We start from the raw sequence: 17,427 nt of genomic DNA, 5'->3' as shown, positions 1-17,427 counted from the left end.
CATGGATTTCGGACACTCACGAGTGTTCTTTCGTGGTCCACGACGGCCGCCAGGCCGCAGATACTGAGGAGCGAGCTGAGCTTCCGCCTCTGCTCCGGACGCTCCTCAGAGAGCGGAGACGGGAATCAGATCTGGCCGAACCGGCGGAGCGCTTCCTCCCGCTCGGCCTTGTGATCGACCATCGGCTCCGGATAGTCGTCGGCATCGACGTCGCCGACCCAGCGCCGGACGTACTCGCCGTCGGGATCGAACTTCTTGGCCTGCGTCTCCGGGTTGAACACCCGGAAGTACGGGGCCGCATCGGTTCCCGTTCCGGCGGCCCACTGCCAGCCGTGGTTGTTCGACGCCATGTCGCCGTCGATGAGCTGTTCGAGGAACCACTCCGCTCCCCACCACCACGGCAGGTGCAGGTCCTTCACGAGGAACGACGCGGTGAGCATGCGCACCCGGTTGTGCATGTATCCGGTCTCGGCGAGCTGACGCATCCCGGCGTCGACGAGCGGGAAGCCGGTACGTCCGGCCTTCCAGGCGTCGAAACGCTCGTACGCCTTCTTGTCGGTGTCGAGGTCGATGTCGTCGAACTGCCGATTCCAGTTGTGCCACAAGCTGTGTGGCCAGTGGTAGAGCACGTCGGCATAGAAGTCGCGAAACGCGAGTTCGCGGAGGAAGGCCTGCGCTCCCTTCGAGCCCCGGGCCGCAGATCGACTCAGGTCGGCGGCCAGGGTCCGAGGATGGATGTTGCCGTACTTGAGATACGCCGACATCCGGCTGGTGCTGTCGCCCGCGGGGTCGTTGCGACCGGAGTCGTAGTCGGCGAGATCGGCATCGATGAATTCCGCCCAGCGCGACGTCGCGGCATCCTCGCCCGCGGGGAGGTCCAGCTCCACCGGGGCGGCCGGGATCTCGATCCGACCCGACTTGGTCACGTCCGACGGATCGAGGATCCTCTTCAGGGAAACCGACGAGTCCGCGGGCTCACGCCAGCCGTGATCGCGCCAGCGCTTGTAGTAGGGCGTGAAGACCTTGTAGGGCTCGCCGTCGTCCTTGGTCACCCGCCCCGGAGAGACGAGGTAGGGCGACCCCGTGGCCTCGAGCGCGATGTCGCCGAGTTCGTCGGCGACCGACTCGTCTCGGCGCCGACCGAACGGCGCGAAGTCCTCGGAGATGTGGACGCAGTCCGCATCCACGTTCCGGGCCAGCTTCGGGATCTCGACCTCGGGCCTACCTCGCACGACGAGCAGCTTGCCGTCGAGCTTGTCGTCGAGTTCACGCAGCGAGTCGAACAGGAACGCCAGCCGACGTTCACCCGACGACTTCTCCAGCCTCGGGTCCACCACAAAGCACACGAGGACCGACGAATCGGTCCCCGAGGCAGCCGCGGCGAGCGGCGGGAGGTCACTCAGGCGCAGATCGCGCCTGAGCCAGACCAGTGAGGTCGCGGACGTCAGCCCACTCCGAGCAGATCGATGACGAACACGAGAGTCCGTCCCGAGAGCCGATGCCCGGCCCCGGCCGAGCCGTAGGCGAGCTCCGGCGGGACCGTCAGCTGGCGGCGCCCGCCGACCTTCATGCCCGGGATGCCCTCCTGCCAGCCCGGGATCAACCGGTCCAGCGGGAAGTTGGCCGACTGGCCGCGGTCCCACGACGAATCGAACTCCTCGCCGGTCTCGTAGTCGACCCCGACGTAGTGGACGTCGACGACGCCACCGCGAGCGGCTTCGGCGCCCTCGCCGACGATGAGGTCGGAGATGGTCAGGTCGGCCGGCGGGGGTCCCGCCTGGAACTCGACCGTGGGCTTCTCGGTGCTGGTCACTGGACTCTCCTTTGAGTCGGGTGTTCGGCGGTCAGGCGTGTCCGGCGGGCCGATCGCTCAGCGATCGCCCATCTGGACGTAATCGCGTTCGGTGTAGCCGGTGTAGAGCTGACGCGGACGGCCGATCTTGGTGGTCGGGTCCTCGTGCATCTCGCGCCAGTGGGCGATCCAACCCGGCAGGCGTCCCAGCGCGAACAGCACGGTGAACATGCGCGTCGGGAAGCCCATCGCACGGTAGATGACACCGGTGTAGAAATCGACGTTCGGGTACAGCTTGCGCTCGATGAAGTAGTCGTCGTTGAGGGCGACCTCTTCGAGACCCTTCGCGATGTCGAGCAGATCGTCCTGCACGCCAAGCGATTCCAGGATCGTGTCGGCGGTCTTCTTCACGATCGCGGCGCGCGGATCGTAGTTCTTGTAGACGCGGTGACCGAAGCCCATGAGCTTGACGCCGGCTTCCTTGTTCTTCACCCGCTTCATGAAGTCCTTGGTGTCGCCACCGTCGGCCTTGATGGCGTCGAGCATCTCGAGCACGGCCTGGTTGGCGCCGCCGTGCAGCGGGCCCCAGAGCGCGTTGATACCGCCGGAGATCGAGGTGAACAGGTTGGCCTGCGAGGAGCCCACGAGGCGGACGGTCGAGGTCGAACAGTTCTGCTCGTGATCGGCATGCAGGATGAACAGCATGTCGAGCGCCTTGGCGACCTCGGGGTTGACCTCGTAGGGCTCGGCCGGGAACCCGAAGGTCATGCGCAGGAAGTTCTCCACCAGGCTCAGCGAGTTGTCGGGGTACAGGAACGGCTGTCCGGCCGACTTCTTGTACGCGTAGGCCGCGATGGTCGGCAGCTTCGCCAGGAGGCGGATCGTCGACAACTCGACCTGCTCGTCGTCCTTCGGGTCGAGCGAGTCCTGGTAGTAGGCCGACAACGCATTGACCGCGCTCGACAGCACCGGCATCGGGTGCGCGTTGCGGGGGAAGCCGTCGAAGAAGCGCTTGAGATCCTCGTGCAACAGCGTGTGGCGCTGGATCTTGGTGGTGAAATCCTCGAGCTGCGACGGAGTCGGGAGCTCACCGTAGATGAGCAGGTAGCTCACCTCGATGAAGGTCGACTTCTCGGCCAGCTGGTCGATAGGGATTCCGCGGTAGCGCAGGATGCCCGCGTCACCGTCGATGTAGGTGATGGCCGACTTGGTCGACGCGGTGTTCACGAAACCACCGTCGAAGGTGGTCAGGTTGGTCTCGGCCAGGAATTTGCCGAGTGCGACCGAGTCGGTGCCCTCGGTGGCCTTCAGGATCGGGAGCTCCAGCTGTCCACCGGGGTAGGTGAAGGTCGCTGAGGCCGTGTCGGACGCCTGGTCGGCTGGGACTGTTTCAGCAGACACACGAACCCCTTATTCAGATCAGAGATTTTTACAGTGTCCGGGTAGGACACACAGGTACAACCTAGTCGCTTCTCAGCTCGCCTGCCCACGGAGGGTCGGCGCCGGGCCTCGACACCGTCATCGCAGCCACGTGAGCTGCGAATTCGGCCGCTTCTCGCCACTGCTCGAGGGTCAGCGAACGTACCGCGTCCGGCGAGAGCCGACCGTGCCGGTCCAGGTGGTGGACAAGGCCTCCGAGCACGCTGTCCCCCGCACCGATCGTGTCGACGACATCGACAGGCGGCGCCGGTGCGCTCACCTCACCGAGCGCGGTGCGAACGGTGATCCCCGATGCGCCGGCGGTGGTCACGACGGCGGCGACACCGTCAGCCAGCCAGTCCGCCTCCGCACTACCCGCAGGCCCCTCGCCGAGCCAGGCCGCATCCTCATCGGAGAGCTTGACCAGGTCCACCGACGCCATCCAGCCGCGGAAACGGCGTCGGTAGCCGTCGGGGTCGTCGATGACCGCGGACCGGATGTTCGGGTCCAGCACCACGACTCGACCCTCGGCACGGCATCTGCGCATCACGTTCTCGTACACCGCGGCACCGGGTTGCAACACCAGCGACAGAGTCCCGAAGGTCACCGCCGCGACGGTCGGCGGCAGTGCGCCGGGATCACCGATCGCGCGATCGGCGGTGCCCTCCACGTAGAAGGAATACCGGGCCGAACCGTCGTCGGCGATGGTCGCCAGGGCCAGCGAGGTGGGCTCGCCGCGACGCTGGATCAACGTGGTGCCCACCCCTGCCGCGCGGAGGGCGTCGAGGATCGCGTCACCGTAGGTGTCGGTGGACACGGCGGAGAGCAACGAGACAGCACTTCCCAACCGTCCCAGGGTGATTGCCACGTTGAAGGGTCCACCCCCCAGGGCTGGTTGCAGCGGCGCCAGACCTGAAGGGGTCGCGTCCTGCCCGCCCCCACCCTGCTGCACGACGTCGACCAGCGCCTCGCCGCAGACGACGATCTCTCTCACTGTCTCTCCTCGCACTTCGCGTCGGGCATTCCACATCGGGCACTACACGCCCGGCCTTCTGTCGAGTCTGCCATCGGCGCTCAGTTCCAGAGTCGGAGTTCACCCGATGGAACACCCTGTCACGCGGGGTAGATTCGATCCATGCACGAGCTGCCGGCGGGCCCGGACGCGGTGGTCCTCGACTTCTCGGCCGATGACTCCCCGTCGGCCGCAGTACTGGCCGCGACCGAGGCGTTGCGCGAGTCGATCGAGCAGGGCGAACTGCCCGAGGTCACCGACCTCGTGCCCAGCGCGCACACCCTGCTGGTCCAGGCCGGACCGGGCCGCGGTCTCGACGAGCTCGGTGTCCGCCGGGCACTGCGGCGCCGTCGATCTCACAGGGATGCCGACGCAAGGGTGTCCGAGGAGATCATCGTCCCGGTCGTCTACGACGGCGTGGACCTCGCGGATGTCGCTGCGACAGTGGAGATGACGGCCGACGAGGTGATCAGGCTGCACTGCCGGACCCGATGGCGCGTCCAGTTCATGGGTTTCGCACCGGGTTTCGGATATCTCGTCCCCGACGACGGGGCGTCGCACCCGTTCGAGGCGGTCGGCCGACGCCGGGAGTCCCGCACACACGTACCGCAGGGGTCGGTCGCGATCGCAGCGGGTTACAGCGCGGTGTACCCGAAGCCGAGCCCCGGCGGCTGGCAGTTGTTGGGTCACACCGACGTCGGGCTGTGGGACGAGAACGCCGAACCCCCGGCCCTGTTCGCCACCGGTCGGGTGGTCCGCTTCGTCGACGCCGGGCATGGCGGCACATGACGTCGCTGACCGTGCTCACGACGGGCCCCCTCGCCACCATCCAGGACGCCGGGCGTCCCGGCTACGCGGATCTCGGCGTTCCGTGTTCGGGGGGCGCCGATCGTGCTGCCCTCGCGCTGGCCAATCGGCTCGTGGGCAACGAGGAGTCGGCGGCGACTGTCGAGACGACGTTGGGCGGGTTGCGGTTTCGCGTCGACGCCGACCTGCTGGTCGCGGTGACCGGGGCGGACACCGTGGTGCGCCGCAACGGAATCCCCGCGGGGCTCGCGGCAGCAATCGTGCTACGAGCCGGTGATGAGCTGGCACTCGACGCGCCGTCGTGGGGGTTGCGCAACTACGTCGCCGTGCGGGGCGGGATCGACGTCGATCCGGTTCTGGGCTCCCGGTCGACCGACACCCTGTCCGGCCTCGGACCGGCCCCGCTCGACACCGGGCACCGATTGCCCGTGGGTCGCGCATCGGGCGACTGGCCCACCGCTTCGTCCGCCCCCGCCGACCGCGAGCATCCCCGTGTCGTCGTGTTGGAGTGCCATGCCGGTCCGCGTGCCGACCATCTCGCCTCGTCGGCGGACCTGGGCGTCGGTACGTGGCTGGTCGGGTCCGAGAGCAACCGTGTCGGTGTGCGCATCGACCGGGCCGAGGGATCGACGCAGCCGCTCCTCACTCACCGCGACGGCGCCACCGAACTCCGTTCGGAGGGGATCGCCCATGGGTCGGTCCAGGTCCCGCCGAGTGGACGCCCGGTCATCTTCCTCGCCGATCATCCGGTCACCGGCGGCTATCCGGTGGCCGCGGTCCTGACCGCGACTGCGGTCGATCTCGCCGCGCAGCTCGTGCCCGGATCGGAGATCCGATTCCGAAGGCGCTGATCGGAGATCCGATTCCGACAGCGCTGATCGGAGATCCGATTCCGACAGCGCTGAGTGCCGTTTGACGTTTCGGATTCACCGGCCACGGGAACGAGTAGTCAAGCGTCCTACAAGGAGGTACGAGCGTGAGTGATCCGTCTGTGAACGACTTGTCCACCGTGCAACTCGTCGAACGTCTGCAACAGCAGACGACGACCCTGGTGAAGACTGAACTGCAGCACGCCGTCGCGGAGATGAAGGGCAAGGCCACCCGCATCGGCGTGGGTGCGGGGATTTCCGGCGCGGGCACCTTGCTCGTGTTGTTCGGGCTGGCCACCCTCGTGGCGGCAGCGGTGCTCGGTCTGGCGAATGCGGTGCCGGCCTGGCTGGCTGCGGTGATCGTCGGTGTGGTGTTGCTGGTCATCGGCGGGGCTGCCGCCGCGATCGGCGCCAAACGCGCCAAGTCGGCGGTGCCGCCGGCGCCGGAGCGCACCGTCGAAAGTATCCAGCGCGATGTGGCGACTGTGAAGGAGCACCTCTAGATGAGTGAGACACCCGAGAACAACACCCCGTCCGACAACCCGCCGCCCGTCGAACAGCAACGCCAGGAGCTGGCCGAGACCGTTGACGCGCTGGCCGCGAAGCTCGACGTCCCGGCACGGGTGAACGACGCGGCGTCGAAGACCGCGCACACCGCGCAGGTGAAGGCCCAGGAGAACTCGACGGTCCTGATCGGAGCCGCGGTCGCGGCGGTCCTGGCCGTCGGCGCGTTCGTCATCATCCGGCGGCGACGCAGCTGACGCAGCAGCGCCCGCCCACTGCCGGTCCGTAGTCACAGCCAAGGAGCAAGGAGCTCGCAATGAGTGCCGTATCGAAGGCGATGTACAAACCGATGTCCCTCGCGACCAGCGTGCTCGGCGGTATAGCCGCGGGTGCCGTGTTCGGCCAGATCTGGAAGCGGATCTCCGACGACGAGTCGACGCCCGATCCGAAGGATCTCGAGCGCAGCAATACGGAGGTTCTCGTCGCCGCCGCGCTGCAGGGCCTGGTGTTCGGCCTGGTTCGCGCCGCGGTGGACCGCGCCGGGGCGCGCGGCTATCGGGCGGTGACGCACGAGAACCCGGAGTGACACACGGTTGACACCCCGGTGAGACGAACCTATCGTTTCGTCTCATGACCGAGGTTCTGAACGATCCACAGGACACCTGTCCCGTCAGCCCGGCCCATGAGTACGCACCGCTGGGACCGGACTCGCTGACCTGGCAGATCTGGGGAACCTGGACGGGAATGTTCCAGGGCCTCTGGGCCGGGTCGATCCAGAACATGCATCCCAAACTGGGCGCCGCGGTGTGGGACCACTCGGATTTCTTCGGCGAGCGATGGCAGCGCCTGATGCGTTCCCTGTATCCGATCAGCGGCGTCGTCTTCGATTCCGTGGTCCCCGGCGCGCAGACGGGGCTGGAAGTGCGCGACTATCACCGCACCGTGAAGGGCACCATGGAGGACGGGTCCCGCTACCACGCACTGGATCCCGATGTCTTCTACTGGGCACACGCCACGTTCTGGTACGGAAACGTCCGACTCTGCGAACGGTTCGGACCCTTCCTCACCGAAGACCAGAAGCGTCAGTTGTTCGAGGAATCCAAGGCCTGGTACGCCCAGTACGGCGTGTCCATGCGCCCCGTCCCGGAGACCTACGAGGACTTCCTGGAGTACTGGGACTACATGTGCCGCAATGTTCTTCGCGATCACGTCTCCGTACGCACGGTCCTCGACATCACCCAGTTGCCGCCCCCGCCCTTCCTGAGCTTCATCCCGACGAGGCTGTGGGACCGATACCTGGTGCCGCAGAACCAGAAGTTGTTCATGTGGCTGACCACGGGCTTCTACGACGAGCCGATCCGCGAGATCCTCGGACTCGAGTGGACCGACACGGACGAACGCCGATTTCGATTGTTGGGCAAGGGCATCAATCTCGTGATGCACAAGCTCCTACCCAAACGGGCTCTCCGCCATCCGCGACCGCGCGACGCATGGGACCGCGTGAACGGCAGGGTTGCCGAGGACGCGCCGATCGTGCACACGCCCAAGCGCAACCTCCCACCGGAGCGCGAGCGCGACAACCCGATGCACTACTGCCCGATGAGCGCCGCACGGCGGGCCTCGTACCCGGGCGTGCTCACCGCGGACTGAGACTCACCGCACCGCCGGCTACTGCTGCCCCAGACTTCGCCGCATCGCCTGACGAACCCGGCCGGCCTCACGGGTGGCGTGTGGATTCGGACGTCCGGCTCGCGAGCCGGCGAGCTTCGCACCGATGTGCTCGCCCACGGTGATCGGCGAATAGCGACTGCCCGCCCCGACGCACGACGGCAGCGTCGCGATCATCGCGTCGAGGTTGCCGTCGTGGAAGTAGGCAGCGGATCGCCGCCGCTCCACCGTGCCGTCGACGATCGGCGGCTTCACCCGATGCAGGGTGGACGTCCACCGCTCGTTGGTCCAGCGCGCCATCAGGTCGCCGAGATTGATCAGCAGCGCGCCGTCGGCGGGGCTCACGTCCTGCCATTCGCCGTGATGGTCGAGGACCTGCAGCCCCCTGACCTGGTCGGCCCACAACACCGTCACGATGCCGTAGTCGGTGTGCTCTCCCATTCCGGTGAGCTCGCCGTCCAGTTCGATCTCGCCGGGCGGGAGCGCGTAGTTGTTCATCCGGAGCACGTCGAGGGAATGGTCGGTGAAGCCCTCGAAGAAGTCCGCGGGCAGGTCGAGGGCGTCGGCGAAGATCCGGGTCAACGTGTGTGCGACGCGTCGGGCTTCGCCGAAGTACGCCGACACCGCCGCCCGGAAATGATCGACGGCCGGCCAGGTGTTCGTGGCGTACTGGTCGGCGGGCAGGTCGAGTTCGGGGTACTGGGTTGCCTCCACGCCCACGTTGTAGGCCTCGAAGTAGTCGTTCATGCGTCCGGCCGACTCGACGCCGAGCGAGAGCGACAGGGATTCCGACTTCGGCGGCGCGTAGCCCCGATTGATCTCCGGTGGTGTGCGGTAGGTCTTCTTCAGCTCGAGCGGGAGGGCGAAGAAGTCGTCCATGACGGCGGTGAACTCGTCGATGACCGCCGCCGGGATCTCGTGCCCGACGACCTGGATGAAGCCGACCGAACTCGCCGCGTCGTCGAACCTGGCCGCCACCACGGCCCGGTCGGCGGGGTCGCCGTTGCGCGTGTAGGGCGAGATGTCGATGAGCGGCACGTCGAATCCGGTGGCGGCGGCGGTCATGGCGTCCATGGTGGCACCGATCGTCGGGCCGCGCTGATCGGCAGATGCCGCGCTCAGGTGCGCTGACCGGCGCGGTAGTGCACGAACGCCGGGATCATCAGGGCGGCCACGACAGTCGCGATCACGACCGCGATGCCGCCGAACGCGGTGGCGGCGGCGACACCGATCGAGGCGGCTGCGGCGCCATGCGCGACATCCGCGATTCGCGGGCCGCCGGCGACCACCACGATGAACACTCCCTGCAACCGGCCGCGTACCTCATCGGTCGCGGCGGCCAGCAGGATCGTCTGCCGGAACGCCGCCGACGCCATGTCCGCCGCACCACCGATCATCAGCAGCACAACCGCGACGACGAGCATCGGCATGGCCGCCCCGTCGGCGAACGACACCGCGATCCCGGTCCCGGTGATCGCCAGACCCCAGATGATGATGCACACGATGACCGCGAGACCCTGCCGCTGCACACGGGCCACCCAACCCGAGAAGATCCCGCCGACGACGGCTCCCGCGGCGATTGCCGTGAACAGCAAGGCGAAAGCAATACCACCACCCTCGGGACCACCGAAGTTCTCGTGGGCCATCTGTGGAAACAGCGCCCGCGGCATACCGAAGATCATGGCGATGAGGTCGACGAGGAAGGACGCGAGGAGGATCTTGTGCCCGGCCAGGTACCGGAGGCCGTCGAGGACCGAGCGCAGTCCCGCCACCTTCGGTGCGGCGTCGCTCTCCGGCCGCAGGGACGGCAACATGATGACGGCGATGAGCGTCGGCACCAGGAACAGCGTGTCCACGAAGTACAGCAGCGAGTAGCCGAGCACCGGGATCAGCGAGCCACCGACGAGCGGCCCGGCGATCGCGCCCGCCTGCATGACCGTCATGTTCAACGACAGCGCGGCGGGCAGGTCCTTGGTATCGAGCAGCCGTGGTAGCACCGCGGTCCGCGTGGGCTGGTTCACGGCGAAGAACGCCTGCTGAACAGCGAAAAGCACCAACACGATCCAGACGTTCTGTCCTCCCATCGCGGCCTGCGCCCAGAACAAGGCGCTGCAGACGATGAGGCCGATGGTCGTGATGATCAGCAGGGTCCGTCGGTCGACGACGTCGGCCAGCGCCCCGCCCCACAGCCCGAAGACGACGAGCGGGACCAGGCCGAACACACCGGTCAGTCCGACGTATGCCGAACTACCCGTGACCTCGTAGATCTGGGCCGGCACCGCCACGACGCTCAGCTGCGCGCCGATCACGGTGACGATGTTCGCCAGCCACAACCGCCGGAAGTACTGGTTCCGCAACGGCGCGGTGTCGGCGAGAAGACGGGCCATTTCGACGATGTTAGGACTGCCCGCCGCCGTTCCGCCGCGCAGGCACCGGCACTGGTCACCTGTGGAGAGTGCCGCCGGAGGGGTCGCCGTCGTCGGCTATGGTCATTTCCGCCCGAGGCGCGCTCGCACCTTGGTCGGGGCTTCGAGAAGGGGACGCAGATGGGTGTTCGACGCCGGATGACGATGGTGGCGGTCGCGGTGGCGGTCGCGATGGCCGTCGTGTTGGGACTTGCGATCCCGGGGACGGCGCAGGCCAGCCCTCGGTACCCGACCGCCGGTGACCGGATCACCGTTCAGGTCGCCTCGGATCAGCAGAGCACCTACGGGTACTGGTGGGTCGACGGCCACCATCGGATGTCGCCTCGCGCCCCTCGCGTGGGTATGAATCTTCGGAACTACAACCCGAAGACCGGGCTGTGGTCGACCACGACCACCTTCACCTCGCACCAGAAGCGGCAACAGACGGCCGCGAACATCACGTCGTGGGGCGGCTACGCCCGTTGCACCATCTGGGTCAACGGCGTGCGCGTCCACCATCACGTCTATCGGGCGCCGATCCTCGCCCAGGCGCAGTGCGGTATCACCACATTCGATCCGAACCGCATCGACTACCGCTGACGGGCCCCTGGGCGGCGTCGCCACTCACGGCTGCAGCCGTTCGACGTGCCAGGTGTGGTCGACGTGTGTCAGCCGGACGCGGTTGTGCAGGCGATTGGCCCGACCCTGCCAGAATTCGACCTCGACGGGGGTGATCCGGTATCCGCCCCAGCTGGGCGGGACGGGCACGTCGACACCGGCGTCGACGCCACCGAGACGATCGGCGAGTCCGGCCGCCTTCTGCTCGAGTTCGACGCGGCTGCCGATGGGTCGTGACTGCTCCGACGCCGCGGCCGACAGTTGCGACCCGCGGGGTCGCAACTCCCAATACGCCTGCGTCTCTTCGGCACTCACGTGGTCGACGGGACCGCGGAAATGCACCTGACGTTCGAGCGCGATCCACGGGAACGTCACCGACGCATAGGGATTGACGGCGAGGTGTCGGCCTTTGTCCGAGTCGTACCCGGTGAAGAAGACGACGCCGGCGGCGTCGGCACCCTTGCACAGCACCGTCCGGGTCGACGGTCTGCCCTCGGCGTCGGCGGTCCCGAGGACCATCGCGTTCGGTTCGGCGATCCGGGCGTCGAGCGCTTCGCGCAACCACACGTGGAACAGATCCAGCCACGGCGGGTCGCCACGCAGCCAACTCGGATCGAGATTCTCGCGGATTCCGTCGGCACCTGCGGCACGGTCGCCCTCGCCGATGTTGGGTGGAATACCGCCGCCGTATCCGACACGCATGTTCGGCAGGTCGATGGGGTCACGCGACTCGTCCAACACCGTGCTGACGCTACTCCGACCTCGCTCGTTACTCCGGGGTACACGCGGGGCGTCGTGCTGATCTACAGTTCCTCGTGGATCGCATCCTCGTGGATGCACGACACAGACGTCGAGTGAGGTGGTTTGCCATGGCCAACACTGTTCCTGAGGATTTCGTCGCCGGGCTCGAGGGTGTGGTGGCCTTCACCACCGACATCGCCGAACCGGACAAGAACGGCGGCAACCTCCGGTACCGCGGCGTCGACATCGAGGACTTGGTCGAGAACAAGGTGACCTTCGCCGATGTGTGGGCCCTCCTGGTCGACGGCAAATTCGGTGACGGCCTCCCGCCGGCCGAACCGTTCCCCTTGCCGATCCACACCGGCGACGTGCGCGTCGACGTGCAGGCCGCACTCGCCATGCTCGCCCCGATCTGGGGCTATCAGCCGCTCCTCGACATCGACGACGAGACGGCCCGCGAGAATCTCGCCCGGGCGTCGGTGATGGCACTGTCGTATGTGGCGCAGTCGGCGCGCGGTATCCACCAGCCCGCGGTCCCCCAGCACGTGATCGACGAATGCGACACGGTCACAGCACGTTTCATGACGCGCTGGAAGGGCGACCCCGATCCCCGACACATCGCCGCGATCGACGCCTACTGGGTGAGCGCCGCCGAGCACGGCATGAACGCATCGACGTTCACCGCGCGGGTCATCGCCTCCACCGGAGCCGATGTCGCGGCCTCCCTGTCCGGCGCGATCGGCGCCATGTCCGGCCCCCTGCACGGCGGCGCCCCCGCACGCGTGCTGCCGATGATCGAAGAGGTCGAGAACACCGGCGACGCACGCGGACTCGTGAAGGGGGTCCTCGACCGCAAGGAGAAGCTGATGGGCTTCGGGCACCGCGTGTACCGCGCGGAGGACCCGCGCGCCCGCGTGCTCCGACGCACCGCACAGGAATTGGGCGTACCGCGCTTCGAGGTCGCCGCCGCGCTCGAGCAGGCCGCGCTCACCGAACTCCGGGAACGACGCCCCGACCGCGCCATCGAGACCAACGTGGAGTTCTGGGCCGCGGTCATTCTCGACTTCGCCGAGGTACCGACGCACATGATGCCGGCGATGTTCACCTGCGGCCGGACCGCCGGCTGGTGTGCGCACATCCTCGAGCAGAAGCGCCTCGGCAAGCTCGTGCGCCCAGCCGCGATCTACACCGGCCCGAGCCCCCGTCGCCCCGAGGACGTCGAAGGCTGGGGTGACGTCGTGAAGCCGGGGCTGTAGGTCCTGCCCCACACAAGGTCCAGCCAGGACAGATCGCTTGTGGACACCCGCTCGTCGGTTCACCGCCCGCAACGTAATGTGTTCCCCAAGTCACGTGCTCACAACGACTGTCGGGGGAACGATGAGCGGGGATTTTGTCGTCAATCCAGGTGCCATGGACGGCGTCGCAGGTGCGCTCGAGGGCATGGGCTACTTCATCGAGTCCGCGTCTAGGCCAGACGTCACCGCCACCATCAACACGGCGATGCCGAACTCACCTCTCGTCGGCGCGGGTGCCGACGCCACAGCGAAACTGACGCAGGCGCAGACAGCCGTATCCGGGCAGTGGGAGACGTTCGCCTCTGCCGTGCGCGCAGCGCGCACGATCGCAGTCGACGCCGACGACGAGAACGCGACCAAGTTCCGTACCCTTTCCGCTCTCCCCGAGAACGAGCCACCCCGATGAGCGGGCACCCGCCCCTGACCAAGGTGATCATGGACTCGTGGCGGCCCTGGGAGCTGGCCGAGGCCAAGCTGACGGGCCTGGCGAATGCCATTCGAGAGAACTCCGAGGCCGCCGAGCGAACGGTCGACCAGGTGCCCAACACGTCGTGGGCCGGCGGCGCCCGGTCGGCGGCCAATGCGCGGGCGAGTGACCAGAACGGGTGGGCCAAGAAGGTAGCGGCCAAGGTCGACGACCTTCAGACAGCGCTCAACAACGCCGCTGCGGCAATCGACTCGTCGAAGACCGCGGTCAACGGCGCTCTCCTCGGCGCCTCGATGCAGCGCTTCCTCCTGGTCAGCGAGTCTGATCCGTCGTGGAAGATGCGGTACATCCCGAAGGAGGACGACGAGCTGACTCCTGGTCAGATCGCCGACAAGGAACGTGAGATGACCAGCTTCGTGAAAGGGAAAGCTGACGAGCTCTCCACCACAGCCTCCGATCACGCCGCTCTGATCCAGACCGCAGTCGGAAACCTGAACACCATCGCACCGCCGGCACTCACCCTCAGCGCGCAGGACGGGCGCCGCCACGGCCAGCTGGCCGCCGATGGCTGGACCAACGAAGAGGCTGCTGCGGTCGGGCGCAGCCTGAGAGCGGCGGGCCTGAGCGACGAGCAGATCGCGCGGCTGATGAACGGCGAGAAGCTGGACGACGTCCCGCGTGGTGTCCAGGAGTACCTGCACACGTTCTACGGTTCGGTCGGGTCCGACGGACTGTTCGACCTGAAATCCAAGTTCGACGGGATGCACACCCCCGCCGGGGACTCCTGGTCCAAGGCGCTCGGCCAAGGTCTCGTCACGCTGTCGAACGAGAACGTCGGCGCCAATTCCGGGTATCAGTACCTGCCCGGTTGGGTGCAGGACTGGGCGAGTAACCACAACTCCAATGACGGAGCGCGCATCCGAAACTTCGATGTTCCACTCGCCGGTCTCCTCGCAAACTCCGGAAACGTGTCGCCGGGAGAGAGATTCGGTACCGAGCTCATCCGTAAAGCTGCCGGAGGTGCAAGCCGGAGCGCCGATGACAGCGGTTTGATTGCACCCGAGACCAACTACGGCGGACCACACGACGGCCACGAGACACTCACACGTACCTACGAGGAAACGATCCGAACCTTTATGGACGTGGGCACCAGAAACCACGAGGCGTCGGCCGCCATCCTCACTGGTGAGTACTCCAGCGGCGAGGAGCTCGCTGACTACAACAGGGACGACATGGTCGGGCACGCCCTCAAGCACGATTGGGACGACGGCGGTGACGCTGCGGGTGGTCTCATCGATTGGATCAGGGACAGTGGCGGTAGCGGTGACCCGACCAGAGTTGCCCTAGCGGACCGGGCATTCAGCGGACTATTCGATTTCACCACATCTACGGCCGACTCCAACAACTTCTCAAACTTGATGAACGCGAACACCGCTGGAGATGCAATCGGAAAAATCAATCCGCATCTGGCGGGTGCCCTCCGAGAGGCATCCCTGCCATATCTCAACATCCTTGCGGGCGGCGAGTCAGGCGTCCATGGCCACCCAGGATTCGATCCCGAAGTTGCGCCCGACGAGATGCAGCGCCGTGCAGCGCGCCTCTTCACCCTTATCGCGAGCGATAACACCTACGGCGCGGCGACTGATGAGAATCCCGACGGCACAGGGGCGGGCGCAGACCTTTATCGCGACATTCTCGACCAGACAATTCGAAACGGCACAATCGCAGGCGAACTGGCGTCCACAGAACCGCACCAAGCGCGATCATTGGCTGAGCTAAGCGCGAGTCTCCGCGCCTTAGGGCAGTCCGGGCTCTATGGAGCCGAGTACGACCTCCAGCTTGACGAGCACGGCCGAACGGAAGCTGAAAACGCTGCGGACACAAAGATTCGGAACATAGTCACTTCCGCATCCGCTGGATTGACCGGTGTCCCTCATCCGGCTGTGATTGCTGTAGGAGCCGCCGGCACGGCGGCATCGCCCTGGCTCCTGCCCGCAGAATCTGCAGGCGACATAGAATTCCGTCCTCCTACCGGTGTTGGGTCCGGTGGCACGGCAGCCGAAGACGAGATTCGCCTCGTTTACGGCGCCCTTCGGGGGGTCGACGCGGCACCAGACGCCGGTGCACCCGGCGAATGGTACAGCGCGGACGGGCAACTCAAGCCGCTCGCAGACATCCTCTCAGAGCACAAGGGAGACCAAGGTGAGCTCCTGAGCGCGATGGAAGGCGCGTTAGATAACCCACAGTTGGTGGAATCGTTGCGTGCCGGTACCAGCACCGGCAACCAACAGGGACGAATGAACTTCGATCCCACCGACCCCGACAATTATGACGACATGATCCTGAACGGTTCGGACTAGATGAGAACACGACGCGGCACTGCCGCCATACTCATCATCATGGGGTTTGCCGGGACCGGTTGTGCAACCTCGGATGTCCCGGCCGGACAATCACCCGCTATCAGCTCACAGTCGGCATCATCCACCGTCGCACCGCAGGATTACCGCTACCCCTCCAAGACCGCGGGTCCATACAACGTCGTCTGGTCGGCCGCCGAGGGAATCGATCTTCACAGCAGGCCGGCCGAGCTTGCACGTGCGTACGTCGAATCCTGCCAATTGTCGGTATACGGGAGACAGGCCGCCTATCCTGGCGCGGTCGCAGCAGCCCCGGAGCCCAGTGTGGAGAACAGGGTCGGCTGCCTTTTCGCACCGAAGCGGCCTGAGGGCTCGTTCCCGGCCCTCTTCGGAACGATGTACGCCCATATCGCAGAGATTCAAGCTTCAGAACGTGAGCTATCTGCACGGGGTTGCTACCTGCGCAGCGGTCGAGCTGAGGTGCGCACGGGAGAACCAGAAAGCGCCTATCTGAGTGCATACGAGTTCAGCTTCACAGCCAAACTCCCGCCGAACGCGCTGGATCCGCGATCGGATACTCCGCGAACGGCGGCACCGGGAGCAGGAACACGAGCGCCGCAGTTTGATGTTTTCTATCCATGGAAGTTCGACGCGGTGCCATGGGGCATCCGCCCCCCTCCGCAACCGCCCTTCAACGAGCGACCCTGTACTCGATGGGCAGCCGGGGTGCTCGATCAGATTCCGGCGTACTCCGGCCAGAGCCCTTTCGCGCCTGACGGATCCCCTGCGGAGTTGGTGCCGAAACTGTTCGGCGAAAAAGGGTTCCCGACTCTGCCCCAATCACCCGCGTGGCCCGAGTCCTGACCGGACAGCAGCCAGACGGTTTCCAGTCCCTACGGTCTGGGGCTTGGCCCTCCATGACGACGCGAGAGTTGGATTGCCGTACGACGGTGCAGTATCCCACCGCTGGGTCGATGCAAATCCTTCGCGCGTCTAGGTCGCAGAAGACATCTCGGCGTACGTCCAGGCGCGGGACCATCTGGCCGAACAGAACCGTTGGAAACAAGGAGCGGACAGCCCAGTGCCAAGCACAGCTTGGTCGGTAGCAACAGGCTGAGTCTCACCGTGACACGCCCACCTGGACAGGATCGTCGACCGCCAGTCCGTCCGCCTGACCGCTGACTCATCCACAGTCTCGCGAATTCCACGGCAGCGCAAGGATACCCGTACCAGACCGGGTGGCGTCACCATCGGATGACCCGTTCCCGTCGACGCAAACCGGACTTGTGGTCAACCACGGTCCGCCGCAGCACGTACACGGGCGGGTCGTCGCGAAGGACGTGAGTGTTCGTCCCGCTACGACCTGTCCGATTCCCGGCGCCCTCCACGCCGCGGGACCCGCCTGACGGGCGAACCACTGTTCCCCGCTCGGCGGTCACCGGCGCCGGAGACGGCGCTGTCACCGGGTTTGCAGGGACCGAACCCGAGGTGGCGGGGGCCACTCCCTAGAATT

General features: G+C 66.5%; 17 protein-coding genes. 10 read left to right on the top strand and 7 right to left on the bottom strand.

All coding sequences use genetic code 11. The features are described 5' to 3' along the window. Positions 1–125: 125 nt before the first annotated feature. From ACFW3F_RS06110 to ACFW3F_RS06095, 4 genes are all read right to left on the bottom strand, one after another. Positions 126–1,430 (bottom strand): cryptochrome/photolyase family protein, encoded by a 1,305-nt coding sequence (locus ACFW3F_RS06110; RefSeq protein WP_388055337.1) that lies wholly within the window; start codon positions 1,428–1,430, stop codon positions 126–128. A 14-nt stretch (positions 1,431–1,444) separates the two neighbouring features. Next, positions 1,445–1,813, bottom strand: a complete 369-nt coding sequence (locus ACFW3F_RS06105) for an FKBP-type peptidyl-prolyl cis-trans isomerase (RefSeq protein WP_086535246.1) — start codon at positions 1,811–1,813, stop codon at positions 1,445–1,447. Between the two features lie 57 nt (positions 1,814–1,870). Further along, complete coding sequence (locus ACFW3F_RS06100; protein ID WP_388055320.1) at positions 1,871–3,193, bottom strand: citrate synthase; 1,323 nt, start codon at positions 3,191–3,193, stop codon at positions 1,871–1,873. A gap of 61 nt (positions 3,194–3,254) precedes the next feature. After that, entirely contained in the window at positions 3,255–4,205 is a 951-nt protein-coding gene (locus ACFW3F_RS06095) for a carbohydrate kinase (RefSeq protein ID WP_388055318.1), read from the bottom strand. Between the two features lie 141 nt (positions 4,206–4,346). Between ACFW3F_RS06095 and ACFW3F_RS06090 the strand changes: the two genes are divergently transcribed. The 6 genes from ACFW3F_RS06090 to ACFW3F_RS06065 all read left to right on the top strand — a co-directional run bounded on the left by ACFW3F_RS06090 (position 4,347) and on the right by ACFW3F_RS06065 (position 8,053). Beyond that, positions 4,347–5,012: an allophanate hydrolase subunit 1 gene (locus ACFW3F_RS06090; protein ID WP_388055316.1), complete on the top strand. Its 666-nt coding sequence runs from the start codon at positions 4,347–4,349 to the stop codon at positions 5,010–5,012. Continuing rightward, on the top strand, positions 5,009–5,881 hold the full coding sequence (locus tag ACFW3F_RS06085; RefSeq protein ID WP_388055314.1) for a biotin-dependent carboxyltransferase family protein: 873 nt from the start codon (positions 5,009–5,011) through the stop codon (positions 5,879–5,881). The genes ACFW3F_RS06090 and ACFW3F_RS06085 overlap by 4 nt, the downstream gene beginning before the upstream one ends. Positions 5,882–6,006: 125 nt before the next feature. Further along, positions 6,007–6,402, top strand: coding sequence for a phage holin family protein (locus ACFW3F_RS06080; protein WP_388055313.1), 396 nt, complete (start codon positions 6,007–6,009; stop codon positions 6,400–6,402). Then, on the top strand, positions 6,403–6,660 hold the full coding sequence (locus ACFW3F_RS06075) for a DUF3618 domain-containing protein (protein ID WP_388055311.1): 258 nt from the start codon (positions 6,403–6,405) through the stop codon (positions 6,658–6,660). A gap of 59 nt (positions 6,661–6,719) precedes the next feature. After that, complete coding sequence (locus ACFW3F_RS06070; RefSeq protein WP_388055309.1) at positions 6,720–6,989, top strand: DUF4235 domain-containing protein; 270 nt, start codon at positions 6,720–6,722, stop codon at positions 6,987–6,989. Between the two features lie 44 nt (positions 6,990–7,033). After that, positions 7,034–8,053, top strand: a complete 1,020-nt coding sequence (locus ACFW3F_RS06065; RefSeq protein ID WP_388055307.1) for an oxygenase MpaB family protein — start codon at positions 7,034–7,036, stop codon at positions 8,051–8,053. 18 nt (positions 8,054–8,071) lie between these two features. On the opposite strand, the gene ACFW3F_RS06060 is transcribed toward ACFW3F_RS06065, so the two are convergent. Together ACFW3F_RS06060 and ACFW3F_RS06055 are read right to left on the bottom strand one after the other, a co-directional pair. Continuing rightward, on the bottom strand, positions 8,072–9,145 hold the full coding sequence (locus tag ACFW3F_RS06060) for an isopenicillin N synthase family dioxygenase (protein ID WP_388055305.1): 1,074 nt from the start codon (positions 9,143–9,145) through the stop codon (positions 8,072–8,074). Positions 9,146–9,189: 44 nt separating this feature from the next. Beyond that, complete coding sequence (locus tag ACFW3F_RS06055) at positions 9,190–10,458, bottom strand: MFS transporter (protein WP_388055303.1); 1,269 nt, start codon at positions 10,456–10,458, stop codon at positions 9,190–9,192. Between the two features lie 159 nt (positions 10,459–10,617). On the opposite strand from ACFW3F_RS06055, the gene ACFW3F_RS06050 reads away from it, so the two are divergent. Continuing rightward, a complete protein-coding gene (locus ACFW3F_RS06050; RefSeq protein WP_388055301.1) occupies positions 10,618–11,076 on the top strand; it encodes a hypothetical protein in 459 nt (152 codons plus the stop codon). A gap of 24 nt (positions 11,077–11,100) precedes the next feature. Here the strand turns inward: ACFW3F_RS06050 and pdxH are convergent, their stop codons facing one another. Further along, a complete protein-coding gene (gene pdxH, locus ACFW3F_RS06045) occupies positions 11,101–11,796 on the bottom strand; it encodes a pyridoxamine 5'-phosphate oxidase (RefSeq protein WP_388055336.1) in 696 nt (231 codons plus the stop codon). A gap of 167 nt (positions 11,797–11,963) precedes the next feature. On the opposite strand from pdxH, the gene ACFW3F_RS06040 reads away from it, so the two are divergent. The 3 genes from ACFW3F_RS06040 to ACFW3F_RS06030 all read left to right on the top strand — a co-directional run bounded on the left by ACFW3F_RS06040 (position 11,964) and on the right by ACFW3F_RS06030 (position 15,917). Further along, positions 11,964–13,091, top strand: coding sequence for a citrate synthase 2 (locus ACFW3F_RS06040; RefSeq protein ID WP_388055299.1), 1,128 nt, complete (start codon positions 11,964–11,966; stop codon positions 13,089–13,091). A 121-nt stretch (positions 13,092–13,212) separates the two neighbouring features. Beyond that, positions 13,213–13,536: an invasin gene (locus ACFW3F_RS06035; RefSeq protein WP_388055297.1), complete on the top strand. Its 324-nt coding sequence runs from the start codon at positions 13,213–13,215 to the stop codon at positions 13,534–13,536. Then, the gene (locus tag ACFW3F_RS06030; RefSeq protein WP_388055295.1) at positions 13,533–15,917 is read left to right on the top strand and encodes a hypothetical protein; all 2,385 of its coding nucleotides are present in this window, start codon (positions 13,533–13,535) and stop codon (positions 15,915–15,917) included. Before ACFW3F_RS06035 ends, ACFW3F_RS06030 begins: the two co-directional genes overlap by 4 nt. The last annotated feature ends 1,510 nt before the right edge of the window (positions 15,918–17,427 follow it).

It is taken from the genome of Gordonia sp. NPDC058843 (assembly GCF_042743165.1).
Lineage (GTDB): Bacteria > Actinomycetota > Actinomycetes > Mycobacteriales > Mycobacteriaceae > Gordonia.
This window is presented reverse-complemented; position numbering and strand designations above follow the sequence as displayed.

What these genes read in the sequence shown, in the direction of transcription:
- ACFW3F_RS06055 (WP_388055303.1), bottom strand. Translation starts at nt 10,458, where the DNA reads ATGGCCCGTCTTCTCGCCGACACCGCGCCGTTGCGGAACCAGTACTTC.
- ACFW3F_RS06090 (WP_388055316.1), top strand. Translation starts at nt 4,347, where the DNA reads ATGCACGAGCTGCCGGCGGGCCCGGACGCGGTGGTCCTCGACTTCTCG.
- ACFW3F_RS06070 (WP_388055309.1), top strand. Translation starts at nt 6,720, where the DNA reads ATGAGTGCCGTATCGAAGGCGATGTACAAACCGATGTCCCTCGCGACC.
- ACFW3F_RS06040 (WP_388055299.1), top strand. Translation starts at nt 11,964, where the DNA reads ATGGCCAACACTGTTCCTGAGGATTTCGTCGCCGGGCTCGAGGGTGTG.
- ACFW3F_RS06050 (WP_388055301.1), top strand. Translation starts at nt 10,618, where the DNA reads ATGGGTGTTCGACGCCGGATGACGATGGTGGCGGTCGCGGTGGCGGTC.
- pdxH (WP_388055336.1), bottom strand. Translation starts at nt 11,796, where the DNA reads ATGCGTGTCGGATACGGCGGCGGTATTCCACCCAACATCGGCGAGGGC.
- ACFW3F_RS06035 (WP_388055297.1), top strand. Translation starts at nt 13,213, where the DNA reads ATGAGCGGGGATTTTGTCGTCAATCCAGGTGCCATGGACGGCGTCGCA.
- ACFW3F_RS06075 (WP_388055311.1), top strand. Translation starts at nt 6,403, where the DNA reads ATGAGTGAGACACCCGAGAACAACACCCCGTCCGACAACCCGCCGCCC.
- ACFW3F_RS06085 (WP_388055314.1), top strand. Translation starts at nt 5,009, where the DNA reads ATGACGTCGCTGACCGTGCTCACGACGGGCCCCCTCGCCACCATCCAG.
- ACFW3F_RS06030 (WP_388055295.1), top strand. Translation starts at nt 13,533, where the DNA reads ATGAGCGGGCACCCGCCCCTGACCAAGGTGATCATGGACTCGTGGCGG.
- ACFW3F_RS06060 (WP_388055305.1), bottom strand. Translation starts at nt 9,145, where the DNA reads ATGGACGCCATGACCGCCGCCGCCACCGGATTCGACGTGCCGCTCATC.
- ACFW3F_RS06065 (WP_388055307.1), top strand. Translation starts at nt 7,034, where the DNA reads ATGACCGAGGTTCTGAACGATCCACAGGACACCTGTCCCGTCAGCCCG.